Origin of the sequence: Labrys sp. KB_33_2, from assembly GCF_052114505.1 — a bacterium.
Taxonomy (GTDB): Bacteria; Pseudomonadota; Alphaproteobacteria; order Rhizobiales; family Labraceae; genus Labrys.
This window is the reverse complement of sequence record NZ_JBFREW010000004.1, coordinates 233,528-259,761: the sequence shown is the minus strand read 5'-3', so window position 1 is coordinate 259,761 and position 26,234 is coordinate 233,528. Positions and strand designations below refer to the sequence as shown.

The 26,234-nt window shown below is 64.1% G+C and carries 25 protein-coding genes; 16 read left to right on the top strand and 9 right to left on the bottom strand.

Translation table 11 applies throughout. From position 1 onward, the window contains the following. Positions 1 to 163 precede the first annotated feature (163 nt). The gene (locus AB4037_RS09610; protein WP_441771356.1) at positions 164 to 2,068 is read right to left on the bottom strand and encodes a glycosyltransferase; all 1,905 of its coding nucleotides are present in this window, start codon (positions 2,066 to 2,068) and stop codon (positions 164 to 166) included. 43 nt (positions 2,069 to 2,111) lie between these two features. Next, positions 2,112 to 4,349, bottom strand: a complete 2,238-nt coding sequence (locus AB4037_RS09605; RefSeq protein WP_441771355.1) for a glycosyltransferase family 2 protein — start codon at positions 4,347 to 4,349, stop codon at positions 2,112 to 2,114. 413 nt (positions 4,350 to 4,762) lie between these two features. Here AB4037_RS09605 and AB4037_RS09600 point away from each other — a divergent pair, with 413 nt between their 5' ends. From AB4037_RS09600 to AB4037_RS09580, 5 genes are all read left to right on the top strand, one after another. Continuing rightward, entirely contained in the window at positions 4,763 to 6,232 is a 1,470-nt protein-coding gene (locus tag AB4037_RS09600; protein WP_441771354.1) for an ABC transporter substrate-binding protein, read from the top strand. Between the two features lie 318 nt (positions 6,233 to 6,550). Then, the gene (locus AB4037_RS09595; protein WP_434955008.1) at positions 6,551 to 7,687 is read left to right on the top strand and encodes a carbohydrate ABC transporter permease; all 1,137 of its coding nucleotides are present in this window, start codon (positions 6,551 to 6,553) and stop codon (positions 7,685 to 7,687) included. Then, positions 7,684 to 8,736 carry a carbohydrate ABC transporter permease gene (locus AB4037_RS09590; RefSeq protein WP_441771353.1) on the top strand — a complete coding sequence of 351 codons (1,053 nt, stop codon included), beginning with the start codon at positions 7,684 to 7,686 and terminating at the stop codon, positions 8,734 to 8,736. Before AB4037_RS09595 ends, AB4037_RS09590 begins: the two co-directional genes overlap by 4 nt. Positions 8,737 to 8,738: 2 nt before the next feature. Continuing rightward, the gene (locus AB4037_RS09585) at positions 8,739 to 9,788 is read left to right on the top strand and encodes an ABC transporter ATP-binding protein (RefSeq protein WP_441771352.1); all 1,050 of its coding nucleotides are present in this window, start codon (positions 8,739 to 8,741) and stop codon (positions 9,786 to 9,788) included. A gap of 225 nt (positions 9,789 to 10,013) precedes the next feature. Continuing rightward, complete coding sequence (locus tag AB4037_RS09580) at positions 10,014 to 10,424, top strand: carboxymuconolactone decarboxylase family protein (RefSeq protein ID WP_441771351.1); 411 nt, start codon at positions 10,014 to 10,016, stop codon at positions 10,422 to 10,424. A 70-nt stretch (positions 10,425 to 10,494) separates the two neighbouring features. On the opposite strand, the gene AB4037_RS09575 is transcribed toward AB4037_RS09580, so the two are convergent. Further along, positions 10,495 to 10,734 (bottom strand): BrnA antitoxin family protein, encoded by a 240-nt coding sequence (locus tag AB4037_RS09575; protein WP_441771350.1) that lies wholly within the window; start codon positions 10,732 to 10,734, stop codon positions 10,495 to 10,497. Between the two features lie 204 nt (positions 10,735 to 10,938). Here AB4037_RS09575 and AB4037_RS09570 point away from each other — a divergent pair, with 204 nt between their 5' ends. Next, the gene (locus tag AB4037_RS09570) at positions 10,939 to 11,937 is read left to right on the top strand and encodes a Gfo/Idh/MocA family protein (RefSeq protein WP_441771349.1); all 999 of its coding nucleotides are present in this window, start codon (positions 10,939 to 10,941) and stop codon (positions 11,935 to 11,937) included. 104 nt (positions 11,938 to 12,041) lie between these two features. After that, positions 12,042 to 12,599 carry a hypothetical protein gene (locus AB4037_RS09565; RefSeq protein ID WP_441771348.1) on the top strand — a complete coding sequence of 186 codons (558 nt, stop codon included), beginning with the start codon at positions 12,042 to 12,044 and terminating at the stop codon, positions 12,597 to 12,599. Here AB4037_RS09565 and AB4037_RS09560 read toward each other — a convergent pair. Continuing rightward, the gene (locus AB4037_RS09560) at positions 12,581 to 12,895 is read right to left on the bottom strand and encodes a hypothetical protein (protein WP_441771347.1); all 315 of its coding nucleotides are present in this window, start codon (positions 12,893 to 12,895) and stop codon (positions 12,581 to 12,583) included. The genes AB4037_RS09565 and AB4037_RS09560 overlap by 19 nt on opposite strands. Positions 12,896 to 12,905: 10 nt before the next feature. After that, positions 12,906 to 14,225 (bottom strand): 4-aminobutyrate--2-oxoglutarate transaminase, encoded by a 1,320-nt coding sequence (gene gabT / locus AB4037_RS09555; RefSeq protein WP_441771346.1) that lies wholly within the window; start codon positions 14,223 to 14,225, stop codon positions 12,906 to 12,908. Between the two features lie 319 nt (positions 14,226 to 14,544). On the opposite strand from gabT, the gene AB4037_RS09550 reads away from it, so the two are divergent. Continuing rightward, positions 14,545 to 15,540 (top strand): LysR substrate-binding domain-containing protein, encoded by a 996-nt coding sequence (locus AB4037_RS09550; RefSeq protein ID WP_441771345.1) that lies wholly within the window; start codon positions 14,545 to 14,547, stop codon positions 15,538 to 15,540. Positions 15,541 to 15,851: 311 nt separating this feature from the next. Then, positions 15,852 to 16,940, top strand: coding sequence for a cell wall hydrolase (locus AB4037_RS09545; protein ID WP_441771344.1), 1,089 nt, complete (start codon positions 15,852 to 15,854; stop codon positions 16,938 to 16,940). Positions 16,941 to 17,041: 101 nt separating this feature from the next. Here AB4037_RS09545 and AB4037_RS09540 read toward each other — a convergent pair whose 3' ends face one another. Both AB4037_RS09540 and nthA read right to left on the bottom strand, forming a co-directional pair. Continuing rightward, positions 17,042 to 17,857: a phosphate/phosphite/phosphonate ABC transporter substrate-binding protein gene (locus AB4037_RS09540; protein ID WP_441771343.1), complete on the bottom strand. Its 816-nt coding sequence runs from the start codon at positions 17,855 to 17,857 to the stop codon at positions 17,042 to 17,044. A gap of 39 nt (positions 17,858 to 17,896) precedes the next feature. Continuing rightward, positions 17,897 to 18,532, bottom strand: a complete 636-nt coding sequence (nthA, locus tag AB4037_RS09535; protein ID WP_434955018.1) for a nitrile hydratase subunit alpha — start codon at positions 18,530 to 18,532, stop codon at positions 17,897 to 17,899. Positions 18,533 to 18,687: 155 nt separating this feature from the next. On the opposite strand from nthA, the gene AB4037_RS09530 reads away from it, so the two are divergent. The 3 genes from AB4037_RS09530 (at position 18,688) to AB4037_RS09520 (ending at position 19,710) form a co-directional block, all read left to right on the top strand. Then, complete coding sequence (locus tag AB4037_RS09530; RefSeq protein WP_434955019.1) at positions 18,688 to 18,978, top strand: YggT family protein; 291 nt, start codon at positions 18,688 to 18,690, stop codon at positions 18,976 to 18,978. 56 nt (positions 18,979 to 19,034) lie between these two features. Further along, complete coding sequence (locus tag AB4037_RS09525; RefSeq protein ID WP_441771342.1) at positions 19,035 to 19,304, top strand: DUF167 family protein; 270 nt, start codon at positions 19,035 to 19,037, stop codon at positions 19,302 to 19,304. Positions 19,305 to 19,377: 73 nt separating this feature from the next. Next, positions 19,378 to 19,710 (top strand): hypothetical protein, encoded by a 333-nt coding sequence (locus tag AB4037_RS09520; protein ID WP_441771341.1) that lies wholly within the window; start codon positions 19,378 to 19,380, stop codon positions 19,708 to 19,710. 35 nt (positions 19,711 to 19,745) lie between these two features. On the opposite strand, the gene tesB is transcribed toward AB4037_RS09520, so the two are convergent. Then, a complete protein-coding gene (tesB, locus tag AB4037_RS09515; protein WP_441771340.1) occupies positions 19,746 to 20,618 on the bottom strand; it encodes an acyl-CoA thioesterase II in 873 nt (290 codons plus the stop codon). A 165-nt stretch (positions 20,619 to 20,783) separates the two neighbouring features. Here tesB and AB4037_RS09510 point away from each other — a divergent pair, with 165 nt between their 5' ends. Together AB4037_RS09510 and AB4037_RS09505 are read left to right on the top strand one after the other, a co-directional pair. Beyond that, positions 20,784 to 21,998 (top strand): ubiquinone biosynthesis hydroxylase, encoded by a 1,215-nt coding sequence (locus AB4037_RS09510; RefSeq protein WP_441771339.1) that lies wholly within the window; start codon positions 20,784 to 20,786, stop codon positions 21,996 to 21,998. A 160-nt stretch (positions 21,999 to 22,158) separates the two neighbouring features. Beyond that, complete coding sequence (locus tag AB4037_RS09505; protein ID WP_441771338.1) at positions 22,159 to 22,743, top strand: SDR family NAD(P)-dependent oxidoreductase; 585 nt, start codon at positions 22,159 to 22,161, stop codon at positions 22,741 to 22,743. Here AB4037_RS09505 and AB4037_RS09500 read toward each other — a convergent pair. Next, on the bottom strand, positions 22,740 to 23,606 hold the full coding sequence (locus AB4037_RS09500) for a LysR substrate-binding domain-containing protein (protein ID WP_434955025.1): 867 nt from the start codon (positions 23,604 to 23,606) through the stop codon (positions 22,740 to 22,742). The two genes, AB4037_RS09505 and AB4037_RS09500, sit on opposite strands and share 4 nt — an antisense overlap. A gap of 112 nt (positions 23,607 to 23,718) precedes the next feature. Between AB4037_RS09500 and AB4037_RS09495 the strand changes: the two genes are divergently transcribed. Beyond that, positions 23,719 to 24,636 carry a DMT family transporter gene (locus tag AB4037_RS09495; RefSeq protein ID WP_441771337.1) on the top strand — a complete coding sequence of 306 codons (918 nt, stop codon included), beginning with the start codon at positions 23,719 to 23,721 and terminating at the stop codon, positions 24,634 to 24,636. 101 nt (positions 24,637 to 24,737) lie between these two features. Next, positions 24,738 to 26,060, top strand: a complete 1,323-nt coding sequence (locus AB4037_RS09490; protein WP_441771336.1) for an AcvB/VirJ family lysyl-phosphatidylglycerol hydrolase — start codon at positions 24,738 to 24,740, stop codon at positions 26,058 to 26,060. The last annotated feature ends 174 nt before the right edge of the window (positions 26,061 to 26,234 follow it).

Sequence of the window (26,234 nt, the reverse complement as noted above, 5' to 3'; positions counted from 1 at the left end):
CACTCGGCGGTGTTTCTAGATGCCCCACTATGATGGCCCAGCCTCCATCTCTTCATAGCGCAATTTGGCATGGATGAGACCTTAAAATCGCTGCGCCGCAATATGTAGCCCTAAATTTATGTCCAAATGATCTATCCCGGGACGAATTCTCAAAATCCCGCACTCAACCAAGCGCTGCCTTATACCACTCCAGTGAGAGTGCAGGATGGAAGTAGGGGTCGTTCCTGAGCAGGTGAAGCCATTTCGAGCGAAAATACCCTATTTCTTTTCTGTACAGCATCTCGGACGGCATCTTGTTGCTACGCGAGGCAGACTCGTGATGGTGCAACACCACGCACGGATCCAGCAAGGTTCGCCAGCCGCGCTCGTTGAGCCGCAGGCATAGATCGATATCGTTCAGGTCGATCGGGAGATTGTTCTGGTCGAAGCCGCCGATACCCCGGAACTTCTCGCGCGAAACCGCCAGGCAGGCGGCAGTGACGGCCGACAATTCATGCGGTATGGAAAGGCGCCCGAAAAAGCCAGTATCGGTGCGCGGAAGGCGTCGTTCGAAATGGGCGGCCCGCCCGCCCATGCCGAGGACGACGCCGCCATGCTGCAGCGTATCGTCCTTGTAGAGAAGTTTTGCTCCGACGGCTCCGATATCCGGTTGCCGAGCCCAGCCCGTCAGCCGGGACAGCCAATCGTTGGACAGGATCTCGGTGTCGTTGTTCAGGAAGACCAGCATATCGCCGCGGGCTCGCTCGGCGGCCTCGTTGCAGATTGCCGCGAAGTTGAAGGAGCCGGGGCTGCGCAGGATGGAAAAGCGAGGGTCCTTCGCCACGCTGTCCAGATAGGCCAGGGTGCCCGGCTCCGTGCTGCCATTGTCGATGATGACGACCTCGAAATGGTCCTGGGTGCTGTGGTCGAGCAGGCTGCGAATGCAGGCCGACAACAGGTCGGCGCGGTCCCGGGTCGGAATGATGATCGTCGACATTGGCGGCTGTCCGCCGGCAGTGATGGCGGCAGGGCTGAGCGGGGAAAGAGGAGCCGCCGGGCTGGCATGCGAGGTGGCGAGCAGAATGCGGCGGACGTGCACGGCCCGGGCGAGGGAGTCGACGGGCGGGCGAAACAGCAGGTCTTTCGCCGTCGCACCGGACGGCATGGCTTGGCGCAGCCAACCCGCACGCGCAAACCAGGCTCGCCCGACCAACGCGGCATGGCGGGCCAGGACAGGGCTCCAGTCCGGCTTGAAGCGGGGCGCCCCATCGCATTCCTCGTCGCCATAATAGAGGGCCGCGGGGTCCTCGACGGATCGCTGGGCGACCGCCGCCAGGGCGAAATCGCTCAGCCGATCATCGGCATGCAGGACAATCATCAGGTCGTCGTTCCCGCTCTCGTCCAGGAGGGGGAAGAGCGGCATTTGCGGCGAAGCCCATGACAGGGCGATGCCCTTGAGAGGCTGGTTAGCGGCGAAGTCATGCCATGCCGGTCCGTGCTTCGATGGATCTCCGATGATGACGAGACGGAAGCGTGCACTGGCTGCCGCAGGTGATGGCATGTCGAGGCCCGTCCACTCGATGGCGCGGCTGCGCTCGATGCGCCAGGCTTCATACATCGCGAGGGGCGTCGCGCCGAGGGCGCGCCTGAGCCGGGCCACCTCTACGCGCCGATTGCCGCGCATGCTCGCCCACAATGCGCTCAGGACCGCCTTGGGATGGCGCCTCGCGCCCCTGGCCAGCCGCGGGAGGGGGCCGATGCGGCCCAGGCTCACCACCCGGAAGGCGAACGGACCGGCCCAGTCGGCCGGTGACAGATGCAGCTCGGTTGCGTCCGGGGGCAGGAAGCCGATCCAAATCCCGCGGCCAAAGGATGGCGCAGGCAGCATCACCTCCTCCTCGCCGCCCGGACGGATGATGCGCAGGATCGGGCGGGTCAACGGATCCAGCAGACTGGCCTCGAAGACGAGGCGGATCCAACGCCCGGCCCATTGCCGTACCGGGGCTTCGATCCGCAACCAGGGCAGGCGGCTCTGCGAGATGGTCCGGCCGTCCTGCAGGACGACATCGACGAGCGGCGTGAGCTTCATGCCGGTGGCCGCGCCTTGCGGAAATGACACCCGATGATGACGGTCATGCTTGGTCGGCCTTGAACACGAGGAAAGCATCGGATTCGTCGGGAACGGTCGTTGTTGCCGCCCAGGAGCGCGGCGGCGGCAGGTTCGGCGGCAGAATGTCGCGAGGGGCGGACGAATGTCTGGAATACCAAGGGCTGTAGGCCGGGTCCTGGAAAACGTCCGTGCGGTATTTTTGGCGCAGGGCCTCCTTTTCGCGCTGAAAGCGTTCCCTGTTCGCCTTTGTCTCGTCGCTGCCCCGTGAGGCGGATTCGTGATGGGTGAGAGTGGCGAAGGGCGTCCATACGGTGCGGAGGCCGGCGGCCGCTGCGCGCAGGCAGTAGTCGACGTCGTTATAGGCGATGGCGAAAGCCGTCTCGTCGAACTCGCCGACCCGGACGTAGCATTGGCGCGAGATCAGCATGCACGCGCCGGTGACGGCACTCAGGGTCTGGCGCACCTTGAGGCGGTTCATCGGCCCCGACGTGTCCTGCGCTGCATTGGCGTACCAATGGCCGGCCAGGCCACCCAGCCCGACGATAACCCCAGCATGCTGCAGCCTGCCGGTGGGATAGAGCAGGCGGGCCCCGACAATGCCGGTTTCAGGATAGTCGAGGCAGCTCACCATTTCCTTGAGCCAGTCGGCGGTGATGATTGCGATATCGTTGTTGAGAAGAAGGATCGCCTGGCCCCTCGCATCCCGCATGCCGCGGTTGACCTGGCGCGAGAAATTGAAGGGTTCGGCCGATATCAATGTCCGGAAGTTCCCATGCTGCCGGCGCATGGTCTCGTAGAGCGACAGCGTCTGCGCGTTCGTGCTGCCATTGTCGACGATGATGATCTCGAAGTCGGCGTAATCGGTACGCTCATAGAGATCGGCCAGCAGGCGAGCGAGGAGGGCGGGGCTGTCGCGATTGGGAATGACGATGCTTATGAAGGGCCAAACACGGCGATCGGGTGAAAGCTCGACACGGTGGAGATCGGACACCAGTGCCGGGCCGACGGGGGCGGCGACACCGTTGCTGGCGTAATGCGCGGCCAGGGCCCGGCGGGCATGGCTGACAGCCGTGGCCGTGAAGGTGGCGGAATAGGAGGCCCGATGCCGTCGCCACAGATAGGCGGGGTAAGGCAGATGGATGATGGCTTGCCGGGGGAGCTCCGAGAGATAGCGCAACAGGAGTTCATAGTCCTGCGACCCGTCAAAGCCAGAACTCAGGCCGCCCAGCGCCTGCAGGCGTTGGCGGCGATAGAGCGAGAGATGATTGATGTAGTTGACCCCGGACAGCAGCACGGGGTCATAGGCCGGCTTGAAGAAATACCCCATCGGCTTCAGCCTGGCATCGGTGATGGTTTCATCAGTGTAGATGAACTGCGCATCGGGATGGCGCCGGATGGTATCGTTGAGATAGTCGAGGGCCAGCGGCGCGAGGGCGTCGTCATGGTCGATGAGGCCGACCCAGTCCCCGCGCGCCGCCGCGAGCCCGAGATTGGTCGCCCCGGCGATGCCCAGATTGTGCGGCGTGCGCAGGATGTGGATCTGGGGTTGCCCCGCCATGCGTTCGAGCCAGGCAAGAGTGGCCCTGCTGCTGGACGCGTCGTCGCACAGGAGCAGTTCCCAGTTGCGGGCGCGCTGGCTGCGCAGTGAGTTCAGGAGGGTGTCGAGAAAGGCGGGCGGCGTATCGTGCAGTGGAACCACGAAGGAAAGCAGCGGTGCCGGCAGCCCTTCGTCAGGCTGCTCCATGTCGGCGAGGCCCGCTTCCGCCAGGTGCAGGACGGCCTGGAAGTGCTCCTCCGGCGCGAGCTGGCGCGGCGGCGGTGGCGCGTTGGCCAACTCGTCGAGTTCGATGAGATGCAGGCGGTCGGCGGCAGTGCCGAGCTGGCGGCGGAGGGAGGCCAGCGAGCGGGCGGTACGAATGTTCAGGGTGAAGCTGCCTGGCTCCGCATCCGCTCCGGGATATTCCTCGCAGGGGTCGAAGCGCACACGACGGAAGCCCCTGATCCCCCCGGTCCTGAAGGCATAGACGCCATGGCGCTCCGGCGGTAGCGGCAGCACCTGCTCGGGCCGAAAACCATAACCGGTATCGATATACAGATGCGGTTCGAACTCGGGGCCGCTCGAGATGATCTCGATGGCGATATATCTGGCCGGCCAGGGGCCGAGCTTGAAGATGAAATGAGGATCGGCCTCGCGCACGCTCCACTGCGATCCCCCGACGCGAGCCAGCCCCTTATGGCCTTTCATCACGGGCGTAAACACGATGCCGCTTCCTCACATGGCCAGTCATTCATCGCGAACCGGAGAGACATGTCGTTGCTGGTCTTTGGGCTTTTGTGGTTGTTGGCGACTAAATCGGGAGAATACAGTAGAGGAATTGGCGGGAGAATATTGAACGATAGACTGTACTGTTCCTTGCGGCAAGGAGGCGAAAAGGGGAACTTGAAAAGCAGGTAAACAATGCTTTCGTCGACGGTATAGCGTTCAAGAACTCATCGCGGATCCTATAGCTGATTCTAGAATAAAAGCGATCTTCCCGTCATTGATCAGACATTTGACGTTTTCTCAGCGGCGGTGCCATAATCGAACCGCGATGTCCTGCTGCAGGGATGTGTTGGCGTGAATGCAGCGCCTGATATCGGCATAAAAACAAAAACGACATTTGGGAGGGACGAATGGCTTCGAGAAACGGAGTTATTGGTGCTGCGTTATTGGCAGTCGCGCTCGCTGGGGTGGCGCTGCCGGCCAAGGCGGGCGAATTCGATGGCGTTACCGTCAACATCATGACGCAGACGGGCGCCATCCAGGAGCCGCTGCAGCGGCGCGCCCCGGAATTCGAGAAACTTACCGGCGCCAAGATCAACGTGATCGCGGTGCCTTTCTCCGATCTCTATCAGAAGGTGCTGACAGACTGGGCCAGCGGCACCAATTCCGTCGATGCGGCGGTGTTCGCGCCTCAATGGATGGTGGACTATGTCTCCGGCGGTTATCTGGAGGACATCGGTGGCCGGGTCGCCAAGGACAAGGCGATCGCCTGGGACGACATCGCCCCTTTCTTCCGCGACTTTTCGTCGAGCTATGGCGGCAAGACCTATCTGGTCCCGCTCGATGGCGATTTTCATATGCTGTATTATCGCACCGACATCTTCGAGAAGGCCGGCCTCAAGCCGCCGACGACCTGGGACGAATATCTGGAAGCGGCCAAGAAGCTGAACGGCATGGAGGTCGACGGCCAGAAGGTCTACGGCTCCTGCATCGCCAAGAAGCGCAACGCCCAGAGTTACTGGTTCGTCACCGACGTGGTCGGGTCGATGACGCAGTCGAGGGGGACGTCGCAGGGCACCTTCTTCAACACCAAGGACATGGCGCCTCTCGTCGATAACGAGGCCTTCCGCAAGGCGCTGGCCTTCCTCAAGGAATCCGGCAAGTATGGTCCGCCGGACGAACTGAACATGGACGTGTCGGATACCCGCCCGCTCTTCACCTCCGGCAAATGCGCCCTCAATCTCGACTGGGGCGACGTCGGCGTGCTCGCCATCGATCCCGCGACCTCGAAGGTGATCGACAAGACCGGCGCCACCCTCATGCCCGGCTCCAAGCAGGTGCTGAACTGGGAGAGCGGCAAGCTGGAAGCTTGCTCCAAGGAAACCTGCCCGAATGCCATCGACGGCGTGAACCATGCGCCCTATGCTGCCTTCGGGGGCTGGAGCGGCGGCATCAATGCCAAGGCGCAGGATAAGGTCAAGGACGCGGCCTACGCCTTCTTCTCCTATATGACCGCGCCTGCCCAGTCGAATGTCGACGTCACCATCGGCAAGACCGGCTTCAATCCCTATCGCCTGTCGCAGCTCAGCTACAATGATTCCTGGAAGAAGGGTGGCATGAGCGAGAAGGCAGCTTCTTTCTATCTCGGCGCCATCAAGGACAGCCTCAACAGCCCGAACATGATCCTGGACCTGCGTATCCCGCAGAACCAGAAATATCAGCAGGTCGTGCTGGACGAGGCGATCGCGCGCTTCCTGGCCGGCGAGATCGACGAGGAGGCCACGATCAAGGCGGTTGCCGACGGCTGGAAGGATCTCAACGAGCAGATCGGTACGGAAGACCAGCTGAAGTTCTACAAGAACACGCTGGGCGCGAAATAGGGGGTAACCTCTGGTGGCAGGCTTTAACCAAGCCATGTGGGACGCGACAATCCCTCCCCGACTTCGGGGAGGGTGGGCCGGCATAGCCGGCTCGGCTGGGGTAGGATGGCGTGACCTTGCTGCTTTACTGGTTCAGTTCGAGCCACGCTCCCCCCCTTCCGTCGATGCTGTGCATCGACACCTTCCCCGAAGTCGGGGAAGGATTGTTGCGCCTTATCTTGAGAGCTAGGGATCGGTACCCACGCCAGCCTTCCGAGGAGCGAGGAAGTCGGCCGTCCCGACATTATCTGAGCGCTTAGAACCCAAGCCAGGATAGCCATGGCCGTCAACCTCTCCATCCCTGATGAAACGGACCGGTGGGAGCGACTTTCCCAATGGGTCGATCGCCATTCCGGCCGCATCATGGTGCTGCCTGCCGTGCTCATCCTCCTGGCCTTCGCCATCTTCCCACTGATCGCCTCGGCCTATCTGTCGCTTTCGCGCTTCAAGCTCGCCGGCGGCAGTTTCACGCTCACCTTCATCGGATTCTACAATTATCTGCGCCTGTTTCTCGGCGCCCAGCAATATCATTTCCTCGGCACGCTCAAGGCCTTCGGCTGGCTGGAATGGCTGTTGTTCGCAGCCCTTCTCGCCTTGCTCGGGCTCTGGCTATTTCGCTTTGCGACCAATGGATTCGCACTCTTCGGTTTCCTCGGGCGGCTGATCGCTTCCAGCCTGATCGCCGGAATCTTCTACGTCGTGCTTGCGACCACGGTGGCGGGCGGCATTCCCGGCACGCTCCTCAACACGCTGCTCTATGTCGTGGTGGGCGTTTCCGTGCAGTTCCTGATCGGGCTCGGCCTCGCTTTGCTCTGCGCCCAGCCGATCCGCGCCCGCAGCTGGTTCCGGGTGATCTTCTTCATTCCGGTGATGGTGACGCCGGTGGGCGTCGCCTACATCTTCCGCATGCTGGCCGACATGCAGAAGGGACCGTTCGCTCCGCTCAGCCAGCTCTTCGGCGTCAGCCAATGGTCCTGGGCGACGGAAGCCTGGTCGGCGCGGCTGATGGTACTGGTCGGCGATACCTGGCAATGGACGCCCTTCATGTTCATCGTGCTGCTGGCGGCGATCGAGAATCAGCCGCGCGACCAGCTCGAGGCCGCTCATCTCGACGGGGCCGGCCCCTGGCAGATCTTCAGGGACATCACCTGGCCGGCGATCGCGCCGGTGGCGGCCACGGTGGTGCTGATCCGCCTGATCGAGGCCTTCAAGATCATCGACATGCCGAACGTGCTCACGGCCGGTGGCCCGGGCCTGGCGACCGAGTCGCTGACCCTGCACTCCTTCATCGCCTGGCGCACCCAGGATTTCGGCGGCTCGGCGGCGGTCGGCTACCTCTTGCTGTTCGTGTCGACGATCACCTGCGTCTCCTTCTTCAACTTCGTGGTGCGCCCCAGCCGGAGGTATCAGGGATGAGTGCCGACACAGACGACCGCCCTCTGCTGCGCCGCTTGTTCGAGCGCCGCAGCCTCGAGGAACTGGCACCGATCCCGAAGGCCTTGACCTATGCCGCGCTGCTGGGCTGGACCTTCGTGGTGCTCTTCCCGCTCTATTGGGTGCTGGTCACCTCGCTGAAGGTGCAGATCCAGGTCGATGCCGGCCCCTATTACCTGCCCTTCGTCGACTTCCAGCCGACGCTGGATGCCTGGAACTTCATGCTGTTCCAGAACAACACGCTCTGGCCCTATGTGAACTCGATCATCGTGGCGTTGGTGAGCACGATCCTGGCCCTGATCATCGGCTCGCTCGCCGCCTATGCCCTGGTGCGCATCCGGTTCCAGGTCAAGCTTGCGGCAATCCTTGCCTTCATCGTATTAGCCGCCGGCGTCGTCGTCGCCGTGACCCTGTTTGCCGTGCCCTGGCCGGCAGCGGTGGTGGCGGCCCTGGTGCTGTTCTTCATGATCCTCGGCACCATCGGCCGGCGCTTCAAGGCGGCGCTCGGCAACAACGACATCGAGTTCTGGATGATCTCCAACCGCATCATGCCGCCGATCGTGGCCGTGCTGCCGATCTATGTGATGTTCCAGAACCTGAAGCTGCTCGATACCCAGATCGCATTGATCTCGACTTATACTGCCATCAACCTGCCGATCGTGGTGTGGTTGACCCGCGATTTCTTCGCCGGCATTCCGCTCGACCTCGAGGAGAGCGCCGAGATCGACGGCGCCTCCAAGCTGCGCGTGTTCTTCACCATCGCCCTGCCGCTGGTGCGTTCGGGCCTGGCCGCCACCTTCATGCTGGTGCTGATCCTGGCCTGGAACGAATATCTCTTGGCCCTGTTCCTCTCCAATGCCAATGCGCAGACCATGCCCGTGCTGGTCTCGGCGCAGAACACCACCCGCGGCCCGCAATGGTGGTACATGTCGGTGCTGATCGTCATCATGATCGTGCCCGTCATCGCCATTGCCGCATTCCTGCAAAAGCATATCGCGCGAGGCCTGATGGTCGGCGCCGTCAAGGGTTGAAGATGCAAGTCACGCTCAACAACGTCCACAAATCCTTCGGCGCGGTCGATGTCGTCAAGGGGCTCGATCTCGAGGTCAAGGACGGCGAGTTCCTGGTGCTGCTGGGCGCCTCCGGCTCCGGCAAGACCACGGCCCTGCGCATGATCGCCGGGCTGGAGACGGTGACATCGGGCTCGGTACGGATCGGCGAGCGCGACGTCACCCATGTCCTGCCGAAATATCGCGACATCGCCATGGTGTTCCAGTCCTATGCGCTCTATCCGCACAAGACGGTGTTCGCCAACATCGCCTATCCGTTGATGGTGCGCAAACGCCCCAAGGCCGAGATCGAGGCGGCGGTGAAGGACGTGGCCCGTCAGGTGCAGCTCGATCATCTACTCGATCGCCTGCCCCGCCAGCTTTCCGGCGGCCAGCGCCAACGTGTGGCGCTCGCAAGAGCCATCATCCGCCGCCCCGCCGCCTTCCTGATGGACGAGCCCCTGTCCAATCTCGATGCCAAGCTGCGCGGCCACATGCGCGCCGAGCTCAAGCACATGCAGCATGAGCTCGGCATCACCACGATCTACGTCACCCATGACCAGGTGGAGGCGATGACGCTTGCCCATCGCGTGGCCCTGCTCGACAAGGGCGTGCTGCAGCAATTGGATACGCCGGCGACCATCTACAACCGCCCCGCCAATCTCTTCGTCGCCGGCTTCATCGGCTCGCCGCCGATGAACTTCCTGGAGGGGGGGCTGAAGGAGGGGCGTTTTTCCTCCGAGGCCGGCGCTTTCAGCACCACCAACACCACCTCGGCGCCGCGCGCGGTTGCCGGCATACGGCCCGAGGATTGCCGGGTGACCGAGCCGGATCTCGGCAAGTTCGCCGGCGAAGTCTTCGCCATCGAGCTGATCGGCGATCATTCGCTGGTTACCTGCCGCTGTGGTGGCGCCAGCGTGACGGTGAAGGTCGACAAGGATTTTCAGCGCGATATCGGGGAAAAGGTTGGCATCGGATTTGACGACAGGGCCCTGCATCTCTTCGATGGCGAGAGCGGGGAGAGGCTGGCGTAGGAGGAGAACAGGCTCTCTCTTTACCCTCCCCTCGATGGGGAGGGGCGACACGTAGTGTCGGGGTGGGGCAATTCTTTTCTTGGGAACACACTTGCCCCAACATGATTTTCAAGGGCGCGAAGCGCCGGCCACTCCACCCCGATGCTCCACATCGATCCTCCCCATCGAGGGGAGGGTAGAGATGTGCGCCCCCCGATCGACGTCCACCTTACACAGGAGCACATAATGGCCACCGTAAAACTTCTCAGCGACGACGAGGTCGCGACCAATCCGGCCGCGAAGGCGGTGTTCGACGATATCAGGGCGACGCGCAAATCCGATTTCGTCAATAATTTCTGGCGTGGTCTCGCCAATGATCCGGTGCTGCTGAAACGCACGTGGGAGGAGGTCAAGGCGGTGATGGTGGGCGAGGGTGCCCTCGATCCCCTGGTGCGCGAATTGATCTATATCGCGGTCTCCTCGGCCAATGCCTGCCAATATTGCGTGCATTCCCATACGGCTGCCGCGCGGGCCAAGGGGATGAACGACGCACAATATGGCGAGCTGCTCGCCATCATCGGCCTGGCCGGCAAGACCAATCATCTGGTCACGGCCATGCAGATTCCGGCCGATCCCGAGTTTCTGGTGACGGGCTGAGATCGAGTTTTCAGCCCTCGTTTTCCGCATTCAGCTTGTCCGGCCGAAGACCGGGCTAAAGCGTTTTGCTCTAGTGATCGACGCCGGAAGCCTCCCGCAGGATCGCATTGATGCGGTCTTGCCATCCGGGCCCATCGCCCTGGAAGTGCTCCAGCACGTCGCGGTCAATCCGCAGCGAAACCAATTCCTTGGCATTGGGCAGCGCCGGCCGCAGCGCGGTAGCCGCCGGAGCCTTGGGCGCCGCGGGCTTGAAGACCGCCTCGGCATTCTTCCAAGGATCGCCCGGGCGGCGTGTTCTGTTGTTGCTCATGGGCTGAAACTGTTTCTGTTGGCGAATGATGGGATCTGTCTATCTGCCGCCAATAGGAAGGTCGAGTCCATAGCCGGGGCCTGATGCGGCAGCGCAAATGCGTTTGGTCATCCACAGCCACGACAGGTCTTCCCTCTCGTCTCCGGCCATGCCAAGAATGCCGCCCATCGATAAGTCGGACTAATTTCCTGGGAGCGAGCCGGCATGGCCAAAACGCGTTGGGGTATCCTATCCACGGCAAAGATCGGCACGGGCAAGGTCATTCCCGGCATTCAGCGGGCGAAGGGCGCGGAAGCTGTCGCCATCGCCTCGCGCGACCTTGCCCGCGCCGAGGCCGTTGCCAAGGAACTCGGCATTCCCAAGGCCTATGGTTCCTATGAAGCCTTGCTGGCCGATCCGGATATCGATGCCATCTACAATCCCCTGCCCAACCATCTCCACGTGCCGCTCACCTTGCAGGCCGTGGCGGCGGGCAAGCATGTGCTGTGCGAGAAGCCGATCGGGCTGACGGCCCAGGACGCGGCGCAGCTCTTGGTGCTGCCGCGCGACCGGCTGGTGATGGAAGCCTTCATGGTGCGCTTCCATCCACAATGGCTGCGGGCCAGGGAGGCCGCGCGCTCGGGCGAATTGGGTGAGGTCAGGGCCATCCAGGCCTTCTTCTCCTACTACAATGTCGATCCGGCCAATGTGCGCAACCAGCTCGACATCGGCGGTGGCGGCATCCTGGATATCGGCTGCTATCCGATCGTCGCCGGCCGCTTCATCTTCGATGCGGAACCGCGGCGGGTAATCGCCCTCATCGATCGCGATCCGGCGACGGGCGTCGACCGCCTCGCCTCGGCCATTCTCGATTTCGGCGAGGGGCGCCGCGCCGAGTTCACGGTGTCGACCCAGCTCACCCCGCTGCAGCGGGTCGACATCGTCGGTACCAAGAAGCGTTTCGAGATCACCATCCCCTTCAACGCACCCCAGGCCGAGGCCGTGACCGTCTATACCGATGACGGCTCCAAGCTCGGCGACGCCTCGGCGGTGGCTGAAACCATCGCGCCGGTCGATCAATATGCCGAGGAGGTCGATGCCTTCTCCGCCGCCATCCGTGGCGAGATCACGCTGCCCTACGGCCCGGCCGACGCCGTGCAGAACATGAAGATCATCGACGCGCTCTTCCGCTCGGAAAAGAGCGGGGTTTGGGAGACCGTGTAGGTTTTTCGGTGTGCCGGTCTTCGGACCGGCATGAGGCCTGCGTCGGTTCCGGGCGGGTGACGACCCTTTGTCGATAATCCATGAGTTTTGCATGGAATTGTGTCGTGGAAGCCGACACGTCTTCATGGCAAGCCGTTCAATTGCTTGTCATGAGGAAAAGAGGAAATACAGGTCGCAGATACCGTTCTGGGTGCAGCATGTTTTTGCTGGCATTGGGTATTTTGTTTGGATCTTATGCGCGCGATGTATTTTCTTTGCGATATCAGGAAGCTAGTATAACAATTTTGGATATTGGTATTACTTTAACGGTTATCCAGTATGGAGGGGATAGATCTCTATCGGTTGTCAGTCGCAACGGAAATACGCTGGATCAAAAGCTTATCGCGGATTGGGGGCCGAATTTAAGAGTGAATCTATACCGCGTGGATTCAAAGAATATTGCCATTATGGACTTTGGTGACACGTTCAGAATTTCCAGAGATTCATTTGTCATGAAGTCGGATACTCCTTCGAAAGATTGGAAATACCTTGGAACTTTCGTTCGATTGCAACAAAAGTTGCAGTTTTCTCCCGCTGGAGAAGCCGATGAGTGCATGGATATTCTGATGGCTGAGCCGCCGCCAAGAAACGGCAGGGAGAATATCTATCGTGAGAGGTGCTGAGCAGGCGAGAACCTGCGCTGCCTTTGCGAATACGGGATCTGCCTGAGATTGCAGATCTGCGTGCGGGTGCGGATCAGCCGGCCCTGATAGCGCGATCCCGGCCGATACCAGCGACAGCCATACCAGGGCGGGCGCCGCGTCGTCGTTTCGATATGCACGGACTTGTAGCGGCGGTGGGAGAAATCATGACCGCCGATGTAAACGTTCTTGCCGAAGCGGACCTCGGCAAGAGCAGGCCCGCCGGCGCCGATGAGCGCCAGCAGGATGGGGACGGCGAGGAGCCGCAAACGCCCCATCGCGCCGATTTTACTTCTGCCCGAGCAGAGCGGCTTCGAGGATGTCGAGACCTTCCTTGAGCACCTTCGGCTGGATGGTGAGCGGGGCGAGCAGGCGCACCGTCTCACCATAGACGCCGCAGGTGAGGATCATCAGGCCGCGCTCGAGGCACTCGGCCGCCAGGGCCTTGGCCGCGGCGGGATCGGGTTCGTTGCCGCCATGGCTGGTGACGAGCTCGAATGCCGTCATGCCGCCGAGGCCACGGATGTCGCCGATCGGGCGCCCGGTCTTCTTGCGCTTGATGGCCTTGAGGCGCTTGAGGATGAGTTCACCCTGCTTCATCGACTTGTCGAGCAGGTCCTCGGCCTCGAAGGCCTCGAACACGCCGAGCGCGGCGGCGCAGGCCACCGGATTGCCGGCATAGGTGCCACCCAGGCCGCCGGGCTCCGGCGCATCCATGATCGCGGCCTTGCCGACGATGCCGGCGAGCGGGAAGCCGCCGGCCAGGCTCTTGGCGGTGGTGATCATGTCGGGCTCGACGCCGGCGTGCTCCATGGCGAACCACTTGCCGGTACGGCCGAAGCCTGTCTGGATCTCGTCGGCGACCAGGAGGATGCCGTGCTCGTCGCACAGCGCGCGCAGGCGCTTGAGGAATTCCGGCGAGGCGATGTAGAAGCCGCCTTCACCCTGCACCGGCTCGATCACCATGGCGGCGACGTTCTTGGGATCGACATCCGTCTTGAACAGCCACTTCAGCGCCTCGAAGGTGTCGTCGACCGAAATGCCCTTGTGCTCGATCGGATAGGGCACGCGCCACACACCGCCCGGGAAGGGGCCGAACTTGGTCTTGTAGGGCACGACCTTGCCGGTCATCGCCATCGCCAGCAGGGTGCGACCGTGGAAGGCGCCGTTGAACACCACGACGTCGGAGCGGCCGGTATGGGCTCTGGCGATCTTGATGGCGTTTTCGACGGCCTCGGCGCCGGTGGTGACCAGCATCACCTTCTTGGGGCCAGAGATCGGCGCGATCTCGATGAGCTTCTCGGCCACCTGCACGGCCGGCTCGTAGGGCGTCACCATCAAGCAGGTATGGGTGTAGCGCTCGAGCTGCTCCTGCACCCGCTTCATCACGGTGGGGTGACGATGGCCGGTGTTGAGCACGGCGATGCCGCCGCCGAAATCGATGAAGCGGCGGCCTTCCACGTCCCAGATCTCGGAGTTTTTGGCCTTGGCGGCGAAGACCGGCTGGCCCGCGCTCATGCCGCGCGTGAAGACGCTGGCGCGCCTTTCCAGAAGGTCTTCCGTCTGGGTGCGGTTGGCGCCATGCGCCTTGGTGGCGGGTGCATTCATGGATCGAACTCCGATTGCTTGATCAATGCGCTGTGGGCGCATGCTATGGCGCTGTGCGACCGGCTCGTCAATCTCCGTGCGGGACCATCGACGGGCTGTTGTCCGATCGGTTCGGAGCCCTTCCGTGACGACGCTCTTGGATTGCGGCTGATCAGGCGCTTGGTTGGAATCCTGCCACGTCTTGCCGCAAGGCGGCAGGTGCTTTATGCCTGCCGCGGCGGTGCGGATTTGTAACCACTGAAGCCTTGAGACACCAGTCACCCGGCGCATTGCAGCAGGCCGGGCTGCGGGTCGGGATCGGGCATGGAAAGGGCGCGGCGTGGTGGTGGGTCCAGGCAATCAGTCTTCGAGCGAAGACGCACCGGGCGGCGGCGAGGAGATGAATGYCGGCGATGGCGCCGAGGCGCCCTTCGGCGGCCGGCTGCCGCCTTTGTCGATGCTCCGGGCCTTCGAGGCGGTCGGGCGCTTTTCCTCCATGCGCAAGGCCGGCGAGGCGCTCGGCGTCAGCCACACCGTGGTGTCCCGGCATGTGCGCCACCTGGAGGCCTGGTTCGATCTTCACCTCGTCACTTCCGGGGCGCGCGGCGTCAGGCTGACCAAGGCCGGCGCCCGCCTGTTCGAGGTGACGACCGCGGCTTTCGGCCAGCTCGCCGAAGTCACCGTGGAACTGCGGCCGGCCCAGCGCCTGCGCGGCCAGCTGCGGCTGTGGTGCGCCCCGGGCTTGGCAGCACGCTGGCTCACGCCGCGGCTCGATGCCCTGCAGTCGGTGCTGCGGGACACGATCATCATGGTGCGTGCGACCTCCGACCAGCCCGATTTCGAGCGGCATGAAGCCGATGCCGCCATCATCTTCGCCGAGGAGGCTCCAGCATCGCCCGTGATGGCTGCACTTCTCCAGCGCGTGCGCATCTTTCCCGTCGCCAGCCCGGCCTGGCTGGCGACGCAGGCGCCGATAGCCAGCCTGGCCGACCTTGCCGGCCAGAAGCTCATTCATGAAGACAATGCCAGCCAATGGCACCGCTTCTTGCGTCTCGCCGGCTACCGGGCCGCCACGCTCAAGGGGCCGTGGCTGTGGTCGGCCTCATCCACCCATGATGCGGCCTTGGCGGGCCAGGGCGTGGCGCTGTCGACCAGCCTGCAGGCAGACGGGGACATCGCGGCGGGGCGGCTGGTCGAACTTCTGCAGACCGACGTCTCGCTCGGTGGCTATTGGCTGATCGCCCCCGAAACGCGCTGGCGCCATCGCACCATATCGACCCTGCTCAAATGGCTGCGCCAGGAGATCGGAGGTCGTTCCGCCGCAGAGAGAGACTAGAGGCGTCTCGTCCTCACACCAAGTCGCGAAGATGCTGACTTTTCCCGGGATCGCAGGCGTCCTCGCCTGCCCTTCCCACCCATCAGTCGAAGCACTTTCAAGAGCACATACTTCGACAGGTCAGCGTTTTCGAGACTTGGTATCAGACGCCTTCTGCTCGCCCAAAAGTGTTGCAAATCGGGCACGGCTGGCAAGATTCGGGTAACCATCCCGTTAAAAAGACACCCTTATGGAGAAGTTTTGCAGGCTCGTTGCAATTCCGCCACAAAAATGATTACCGGTCGTTAACTTTCTCACGACACAACGAGCGCATGAAGACACGAACCCTCACATCTGCCCTGCGTTTCCTCGCGATAGCGGCGGTAACCTCGGCTCTTGGCGGCTGCGCCCTCTTTTCGACCTCGCGCGTGGCCAGCACCACGAATGAGCGTGAGTGTCTGGCCCGTGCCATGTATTTCGAGTCCAACCGATCCAGCGATGACGGCATGCTTGCCGTCGGCACGGTGGTGATGAACCGCGTCGAGTCCGGCAAATATCCGCGCTCGATCTGCGGCACGGTCGGCCAGCGCGTGCAGTTCGCCCCGGGCGTGCTGACGAAGCGGATGAACGACTCGGGCCGCGAGCGTGCCTTCCGCGTGGCGGATCAGGTGATCAGCGGCAAGCGCTATCCGGGCATGTCGAAGAATGTGCATTTCTTCCACACGGCCGGTTACACCTACCCCTACAACAACATGCATTACGTCGCTGTTGCCGGTGGCAATGCCTTCTACGAGAAGCGCCGCCGCGGTGGCGATGCGCCCTATGCTCCGCCGGTGATGGTGGCGCAGGCTGAGATGCCGCCGCTGCCGACGACGGTGGCCGCTGCTGAGCCGATGCCCTCGCCGCAGCCGCGCAAATATTCGCGGCCTGCTGCCCGGCCTCTGCCGACTGTGGCCTATCAGGATGATGCCAGCCCGCAGGCCGATCCCGTCATCGACATCCTGCCACCGACCCGTCCTCGCCTCGGCCCGGTCAAGCGCCGCGCCGAACCCCAGGTGCAGGTCGCCCAGAATGATCCGGATGCCGGCATGATGCCGGAGGCCTTGCCGCCGGTGCGGCCGCGCGGTTCCATCGGCAAAGCGCATATCGGTGCAAGCCAGGCTGACGGTTCTCATGTCGCGTTGCCGCCGGTTCGTGGCCGCTCGCAGCCGCAGTTCAACTTCCAGCAAGGGCCGTCCGGTGCTGAGGCCGCTGCACCTGCGGCCAAGCCGAGGCGGCCCATGGTGGCCCAGTCGCGTACCGTTCCCACGATCCGTATCCAGCCCGAAGCCGTGCAGGCGGATATGGGCGGCATGCCCGAGCCGGCGCCTGCTCCCAAGGCCAAGCGGCGTTCGAGCCTGGAGCCGGAACCGCTCTACTGAGGCACAATCAAGATCTGTCGAGCCTTCCCCATACAGGGAAGGCTCCCGAAGGGCGGGTGAGGGGTCTCTCCGCCCTTTTCCTTTATCAGACCCTGTGGCGGTCAGGCGATGGTAGCGTAGCCCTGTTCCCGCGCCTCGCGGTCCCAGGCCAGCGTCTTCTCGAAATCCGCTTGTTCCACCGGCGCGAAGCCGTTGAGCCGAAGCGCCTCGCCGAGCGGTGGGAACCAGGGCTGGTGATGGGCGGCCGCAAAGGCGGCCTTGAGCCGCACGATGGTCTCCGCCGGCAGGCCGGGAGCCGCCACGAAGGAAGGGATCGGTGCCAGCCCGGTGGAGCCGATCACGCGGATATCCTCGGTCAGGTCCGGGCGATAGGCGCGAATGAGCTCGTGCCAATAGCCGTCGAGCGGGCCGACATCGATCTCCCCCGCCAATACCTTGTCGAGGATACCGCGCGCGGTGACGAGATTGCCGACGACCTCGCGATAGAGCACCGGATGATCGGGCGAGCGATAGCGCAGCAGGTGATGGCGTAGCGCGTTGAAGCCGGAATGGGAGTGCTCGACCGTCCAGCCGATGCGATGGCCGAACGTATCCTCGATGCGCCGGAAGGGGCTGTCCGCCTTCACGATCAGGTCGGAGCGATAGAGCGGCTTGCCGCCGGCCCATTCGGCGGCCGGGATGGGCGCCGCAATCGGGATCACCTCGGAGAGCTGGAAGGCGATCGGATAGCCGCACATGAAGACGCAGCCGAGATCGTCACGCTCCCACAGCACTTCCAGGGGCTGCGGGGCGGGGTAGGGCTCATAGTCGAAGGCCACACCGGCGCTCGCCATCACATGGCCGAGCAGGGTCTTCCAATGATCCTCGACCTCCGGCGTGACCGAGTACATGCGGGCATTGGCGATAAAGCGGGTCATGCGGGCACCGGTTGAAGTTTCGTCGTTGCGAGTTGGAACTCACAGCCCTCCAGGCTGGATGGCAAGGCCGGTACCGATCATGGAATCGCGGGTGACGAGCTGGGCCAATGCCATCTCACTCCACCCCTTGGTGCCGTCGGGCCGCTGAGGCAGTACGAGGTAGCGCAGTTCCGCGGTCGAGTCCCAGACCCGGATTTCGGTGTCATCAGGCAGGGTGACGCCGAATTCGGCCAGCACCCCGCGCGGATCGATCACGGCGCGCGAGCGATAGGGCGCAGATTTGTACCAGACCGGCGGCAGGCCGAGCACGGACCAGGGATAGCAGGAGCACAGAGTGCAGACGATGAGGTTATGGAGCCCCGGCTTGTTCTCCACCACCTTCATATGCTCGCCCTGGCGGCCGGAATAGCCGAGCGAGGCGATGGCCGCCGTGGCGTCTTCCAGGAGCCAGGTCCGGAATTCCTCGTCGCGCCAGGCATGGGCGACGACATGGGCGCCGTTGCGCGGACCGACCTTGTTCTCATAGGTGTCGATGAAGACGTCGAGTGCAGCCGGGTCGACATAGCCCTTCTCGACCAGCACGGCTTCGAGCTTCTTCACCCGCTCGGCCATGGGGGAGGGCGGCGCGCCATGGTGATGGTCGTCATGGTCGTGATCGTGATCGTGCGTGCTCATGGCGAATGTGTCGCAGAGATCGCAAGGAGAGGCAATGGTGCGGTGGACGGGCGGACGTCAAGTCCGCTTCTTCCCAATCCCCCGCACTTGCGGTGCACCCTTCCGGTCGCTAGATCAGGGGCAGGTGTGAATGGCCCGGAAGGCTTGGAGACCCGATGCGCGCAATCCTCGACATCATCCTCATCCTGCTGCAGCTCTATATCTATATCGTGCTGGCTTCCGTGGTATTTTCATATCTGGTGGCGTTCAACGTCGTCAGCCGCCGCAATCCGACGGTGGCGGCGATCGGCGATGCCCTCTATCGCTTGACCGAGCCGGTCTTCGCACCGATCCGGCGCCGCCTGCCCGATTTCGGCAGCATCGATTTCGCGCCCTTCGTGGCGATCCTGATCGCGATCTTCATCGAGCGGATCATCGCCTATTACATCTATCCCAACGTGCTTTGAGCGATACCGGTTTCGGCACACCCTGGCGAATCACGTCGGATGGGCTGCTCGTCGCGATGCGCTTGACGCCTCGGGGCGGCAAGGATGTGATCGGGGCCGTGGAAATCATGTCGGACGGCAGATCCGTGCTGACGGCCAAGGTGCGGGCAATTCCCGCCGGTGGAGAAGCCAATCAGGCCCTGGTCAAGCTGGTCGCCAAGGCTGTGGGCGTGCCGACGAGCCGCGTGTCGATCACGCAGGGAGCGACCAGCCGGATCAAGCTGGTGCTGGTGGAGGGCGACGGCGCCGCACTGGAACAATCAATTCTCGACAGGATGGGCAGTTAGTTGCGGAACAAATAACCTCACCTTGCGTTAACCAGGGCAATTTTGCACAGGCAAGGGTAGGGGATTTGGCCATATGGCGATGATTTTGCGTTCACTTCTGGCCGCGGGCGGCATGGTGCTGGCGCTCGATGCCCAGGCGGCCGAAGCTCCTGAGGTCGCAGCCTGCAAGGCAAGCGGCCTGCTCGCCCTTCAGCAGAAGTCGCCCGACATTGCCGATCTCGTCATCGACCAGGAAAGCATCGCCGTCTCGGCGGCGGATACCAAGGTCGGCGATGTGCCGGTCAAGGTCGTCGTGCTCGGGGAGGCCTATATCAAGCGGGCCAAGGAGACGGGCCGGCCCGACCGTTTCGTCTGCCTCATCGGCGAGAAGGGCAAGGTGCTCCTGACATTCTTCACGGCGAAATAGCCGCGACCGCCCTAGCTCCCTCTCGACGCGATGTCTCATGCCGGCGGCTTGTCCCAGCGCTTGCGGATCAGGCCTTCCTGGGCCACCGAGGCGATCAGGCGGCCATCCTGCCAGATCTCGCCGCGGGCAAAGCCGCGGGCGCCGCCGGTGAAGGGGCTCTCCTGCGCGTAGAGCAGCCATTCGTCCATCTTGAACGGGGCATGAAACCACATGGCGTGGTCGATCGAGGCCGGCTGCACGTCGGGATCGAACACGCTCTTGCCATGGGCGACGAGCGTGGTGTCGAGCAGGGTCATGTCGGTGGTGTAGGCCAGCACGGCCTCGTGCAGGGCCCTGTCTTCGGGCAGCTTACGGGCGGCACGGATCCAGATATATTGCCGAGGCTCCTGGGGCGTGCGCGCGATGTAGCGCTTCATGTCGACGGGCCTGAGCTCGATCGGACGTTCGCGCTCCCAATAGTCGCGGACCATCTTGGGTAGATGGCCGAGGAACTGATCCTTGAGCTCGGCGATGCTTGGCAATTGATCGGGGGTAGGCACATCCGGCATGGTCGCCTGGTGGTGCCAGCCTTCTTCGGGGCGATGATAGGAACAGGATAGCGAGAAGATCGGCTGGCCATGCTGGATGGCGATGGCGCGGCGGGTGGTGAAGCTCTTGCCATCACGCAGCCGGTCGACCTGGTAGATGATCGGCACGCTCGGATCGCCCGGCCGCAGGAAATAGCCGTGCAGGGAATGCACATGGCGGTCGGGCTCGACGGTGCGGGTCGCTGCCACCAGGGCCTGGCTGATCACCAGGCCGCCAAAAACGCGCTGCCAGCCGCCCTGCGGGCTCGTGCCGCGGTAAAGATTGTGTTCGAGCTGTTCGAGATCGAGTATCGAGAGGAGATTCGCAAAGGGATCGGACATGAAGCTTTCCTTGATGGAGGCAGAGCATCGGTCCTTCCTAGAGCAAAGCGCGTTTTGGTAGAAACGCCCTTTTACTCTAGCTCTTTGGTCGGACGCGTCTTTGCGATTTGAGATGGTTCCGTCAAATCGCAAAACGCTTTGGAAAGTCAAGCGCGGGGTTCGCACATGGCCAGCAAAGCCGATCTTGTCATAGCCGGTGCCGGCTTTGCCGGCCTCGGCCTCGCTTTGGCACTGAAGACCGAGCTCGGCGCGAGCTTTTCGGTCATCATCGTCGATCCCATGCTCGGCAAGGGTCCCTCGCGCGATCCGCGCTCCTCTTCCATCGCCACCGGCGCGCGGCGGTTTCTCGAGAAGCTCGAGGTCTGGGAAGCCGTGGCCGGTGAGGCCCAGCCGATCCTCGACATGGTGATCACCGATTCCAAGCTCGACGATCCGATCCGGCCGACCTTCCTGTCCTTCGGCGGTGACGTCGAGCCGGGCGAGCCTTTCGGCCATATGGTGGAGAACCGGCTGCTGCTCGATGCCCTGGTGGCGCGGGCCGAAGCCCTCGGCATCGAGCTGCGCGGGCAGGGGGCCACTGTCAGCCGCTACAAGCTGACCGAGGACGGCATCACCGCCGAACTGCCTTCCGGCGACGACATCGCCACGCACTTGCTGGCGGCGGCCGATGGCGGGCGCTCGCGGCTGCGCGAGCAGGCCGGCATCGCCATGCATGGCTGGGATTACGGCCAGTCCGGCATCGTCACCACCGTCGAGCATGAACTCGACCATGAAGGGCGGGCGGAAGAGCATTTCCTGCCCGCCGGTCCCTTCGCCATCCTGCCGCTGACGGGCCGGCGCTCCTCTTTGGTCTGGACCGAGAAGACCGAGGAGGCGACCCGCATCCTCGGCCTCGACGATGCCGGCTTCCATGCCGAACTGGAGCGCCGCTTCGGCCTCAAGCTCGGCGAACTCAAGGTGATCGGGCCGCGCGCCGCCTTTCCGCTATCGATGCGCATCGCCCGCAATTTCGTGGGCGACCGGTTGGCCCTGGTCGGCGATGCCGCCCATATCATCCATCCCATTGCCGGGCAGGGCCTCAATCTGGGTATCCGCGATGCCGCCGCTCTTGCGGAATGTGTCGCCGATGCCGCCGCCCTCGGCCTGGATATCGGCAGCCCGGACGTGCTGGAGCGCTATCAGCGCTGGCGGCGTTTCGACACCGTCTCGATGGGCATCGCCACCGACGGTCTGAACCGCCTGTTCTCCAACGACCACGATGCCATCCGCCTGGTGCGCGATGTCGGCCTTGGCCTGGTGGAGCGTTTTCCGGCTGCCAAGAAGCTGTTCATTCGTGAGGCTACTGGCCTGACCGGCACGGTGCCGCGCCTGATGCGGTAAGGGACGGAGCGCGGACATCCTGTCCGCTTGTTCCCCCAACCCAAGCGCAATGCTCGTTGGAAAGAAAGAGGCGGACAAGATGTCCGCACTCCGAAAGCGCCCAGTTGCCCCCTTTTCACCAATCTGACACTGTCGCTGCTCGGTTGTGAATGAGGGCTGCATGGATCTGGAGTTTGCCGGCAAGGTCATCGCCGTGACGGGGGCTTCGCGCGGTGTCGGGCGGGCCATTGCCGAGCGCCTGGCGGCGGAAGGGGCGGCGGTGGCGATCGCGGCGCGCTCGGCGCAGGAGCTGGCCGATGCCCATGCCGCGATCGAGGGCCATGGCGGGCGCTGCCTGGCCTATGCCTGTGACCTTTCCGTGGCCGGAGAGGCGGCCGCCTTCATCGGCGCCGTGATCGAGATCTTCGGGCGCCTGGACGGCCTGGTCTGCAACGCGACCATGGCGACCGGGCAGGGGCAGGAACGCGAGGCCTGGCAGGCGGAACTGGCGCTCAATCTCGGTCATGGCGTCGAGGCCCTGGACGCGGTGCTGCCCGTGCTGGCGCCGACCGGCAGCATGCTGTTCATCGTCGGAGCCGATGCCGACAGCTGGCCGCAGGCGGCCTGCCGGGCCGGGCTGGCGGCCGCGGCCGAGCGGCACGCCGTGCGCGTCAACCTGATTGGCCGCAAGAGCGAGGCGCTGGCCGATAGCGCCGCCTTCCTGCTGTCGCAGCGCGCAGAGGGGATCAAGGGCGCGTTGCTCTAGGCCGCCAGGGCCTCCTGCTGCAGCACGGTTTCGCGCAGGAAGGTGGCGAAGCGCTTGGTGGCGACGCTGGCATTGGCGGGCACGACCAGGGCGATGTCGAGATGCGGCAGCTCCGGGAAGCCCTCGTCTTCGCCCAGGCGGCGCCATTCCTTGGGAATCGAGGAAATGCCGAGAATGGTGATCGCCATGCCGGCATTCACGGCCGAATGGATGCCGGGCATGTGGCTCGACGTATAGGCGATGCGCCAGGGCCTGTTCATGGCGTCGAGGGCGGCGAGCGCATCGGGCCGGCAGCGGCAGCCCTCGGGGAACATGGCGAGCGGCAGGGGATCGATCAGCTCCGGCCGATGGTCGCGCGCCGCGCACCAGGCCCTCGGCTCGCGGCGCAGCACTTCGCCGAGCGGGCGGGCGGGGTCCTGGGTGATGATGGCAAGATCGACCTCGCCGCGTTCCAGCATGGGTTCGAGGCGGAAGGAGAGATCGCAGCGCATTTCGAGCTGCACGCGCGGGAAGCGCCGGGAGAAGGCGCCGATCAGCGGCGACACCATCATGTCGACGAAGTCATCCGGCACGGCCAGGCGCACCCGGCCTGCCGCCTCGTCGCCGCCGATGGCGGCGAGCGCCTCATCCTCCAGGCTGAGGATGCGGCGGGCATAGCCGATCAGGATCTCGCCGGCGAAAGTCGGCGTCACCCCCTTGCGCGAGCGTTCCAGCAGGCGCTTGCCGATGCGCGCTTCCATGCGCGAGACGATCACGCTGACGGCGGCCTGCGTCTTGCCCAGCGCTTCGCCGGCGGCCGTGAAGCCGCCGCGATCGATGATGGTGACCAGCGTTTCCAGGCTGTCCGTATCGAAATGGCGCATATCCGGCGTTCCATAAGAAAATGAAATCCTGCCATAAGATACATTCGTTTTCGCTTATGTGAAGCGTGACCTATCTTCGCGGCAAGTACGCGTATCAGCCCCCGAGTATGTCATGAGCGACATCGTTTCCGCCCCCCGCCCCACCCCCCTGCCGGCGCTCGATTCCGTCGGCCTGGGCGCCATGATCGCCTCCGTTCTGGCGATTGCCTGGTCGCCCATCCTGATCCGGTTCAGCGATGTCGCGCCGGCCGCCGCCGCCTTCTGGCGGCTGGTGTTCTCGCTGCCGGTGCTGTTCGTGTGGGCCGAGGCAGAAAGGCGGCGGGCCGGCGGCACGAGCATGGCCTCCCTGCTCACGCGCCCGGGCCTGTTGGCGGCGAGCCTGGCCGGCGTGGCTTTTTCAGCCGATCTTGCCTTCTACCATGCCGCCTTGCCGCTGACCTCGGTGGCCAATGCCAGCTTCATTTCGAACCTCGCCCCGGTGGCCTCGGTGGTCGCCGGCTTCGTGCTGCTGCGCGACCGCATCCGGCCGGCGGTGCTGGGAGCGCTCGCCATCGCCCTCGTCGGCGTGGCCATCACCAGCGGCGCCCACCGCACCGGCCTCACCATGGGCAAGGGCGACCTCCTGGCTCTCGGCGCGGCGCTCGCCTATGCCTTCTATCTCGTCGCCCTCCGGGTGGCGCGCAACACGCGCCTGGCCGCCGATGCCTCGCTGGTTTCGACGGTGGTCGCCGCCCTCGGCCTGGTGGCGATCATGCTGGTCGAGGGCGGCACCTTCCTGCCGCAGTCGCCGCAGGGCTGGGCGGTGGTCATCGGCCTCGGCCTGATCTGCCAGGTGCTCGGCCAGGGGCTGAGCGCGGTCGGCATCGGGCGGCTGCCCGCCGGCGTGGTGGCGATCATCCTGCTTTCGCATCCGGTGCTGTCGGCGATCATCGCCTATTTCGTCTTCGGCGAAGCCCTGAGCCTCGACCAGCTCGTCGGCGGCATCCTGATCCTGGCGGCCGTGATGATGACGCGCATCAACATGAAGTGATGGGGCTACGTCCTTTCGCGGACTCGACAGCACATCGAGCCCGGCATAGTTTACCTTGAGGCATGCGAAGCGGTGGGCCGTCGCTTGCTAGTAGGTGATGCATGCGTTTGTTCTTTGCCCTGTCCGCCGTGATGATTCTCGCGCAATTGCCGGCCGCGGCGCAGGCTGCCGCCCCGCAAGAGCTGGAAGACGCGATCTTCGACGACGTCAAATTGTATCGTCCGGCCGACAAGCCGGCCAAGGTGATCGTGCTGCTGTCCGATGCCGACGGCTTCGGCAATGACGAGGAAACCCTCGCCGCGGAGTTCCAGCAGCGCGGCGATCTGGTGATCGGCCTGGACTGGCCGACGACCCGTCGCACCGCGGGCGGCCGCCATCGCATGACCTGCCCCGAACTCGCCGGCCATATCGAAGACACCACGCTGCGCATCGAACGCGAGCAGGCCATCACCCCCTATGTAACGCCCGTGCTGGCCGGGGCCGGTCTGGGCCGGGATGCCGCGCGCTCCCTGGCCCTGCAGGCGGACAGCCATCGCCTCGCCGGCGTGATCGCGGTGCACACCACCACGATGAAGCCCGATACGATCTCGGCCTGCCTTGTCGACAAGGCGGCCCTCGCCAGCGCCGACGTCTCGGCGGCGACCACCGCCAGTTTTGTGGCGCTGCGGGAAATCGAGGATGGCGACGAGAGCGCCGCCGAAGAGGCGGCGGAGGCCCTGGGCAAGGACGCCGGGCCGCATGGTCCGGGCGATCTGTCCGACCTGCCGCTCTATGTCTCCGAACCCGAGCAGCCCGCCAGCCGCCTCGCCGTGGTGCTGACGGGGGATGGCGGCATGGGCCAGCTCAACGTCGATCTGGCGACGGCCCTGACCCGGCGCGGGGTCGGCGTGGTTTCCATCGATTCCAGGCGCTATTTCTGGGCCAAGCGCGATCCCGATGAAGTCGCCGCCGACCTCAAGCGCATCATCAAGCATTACCGCGCGGCCTGGCCGGTCGAGCGGGTGGCGCTGGTCGGCTATTCCTTCGGCGGCGATGCGCTGCCGCTGGTCTATAACCGCCTGTCCAAACGCATCAAGAGCATCGTCGCGGTGGTCTCCCTGCTGTCGATCGCGCCGGTGACGGACATGCGCGTCGAGTTGAGCGACGACGACTATCCCAACGAGATCCCGCTCCTGCCCGAGGCGGCGCGCATCGACGCGCCGAATGTGCAATGCATCTATGGCCAGGACGATCGCATGGCCGCACTGGCCTGTCCCGCCCTGGCCAAGGCCCGTCCGGATTTCGCCATCCTGCGCGAGGCGGGCGGCCATGGCTTCAGCGGCGATGCCGAGCGCCTGGCCGATCTCATCGTGGCGCCGTTGCTGTCCGCCCCGGCGGTGGAGCGCCATGCCCGGGCCGGCGTGAGCGGTAATCACGGGCATTGAGGGCAGGCCTGGGGCGCAGATGTCCTCGTCCATAGGGGCTACTTTGCGATGAGAGTACGCTCTTTACCCTCCCCTGGAGGGGGAGGGTCGGCCTGGAAGGCCGGGGTGGGGTGAAGAAGCTCCGGCTTTGAGGATGAGACGACATCTTCTTGTAAGGAAGTCCCCCCCCGAGGC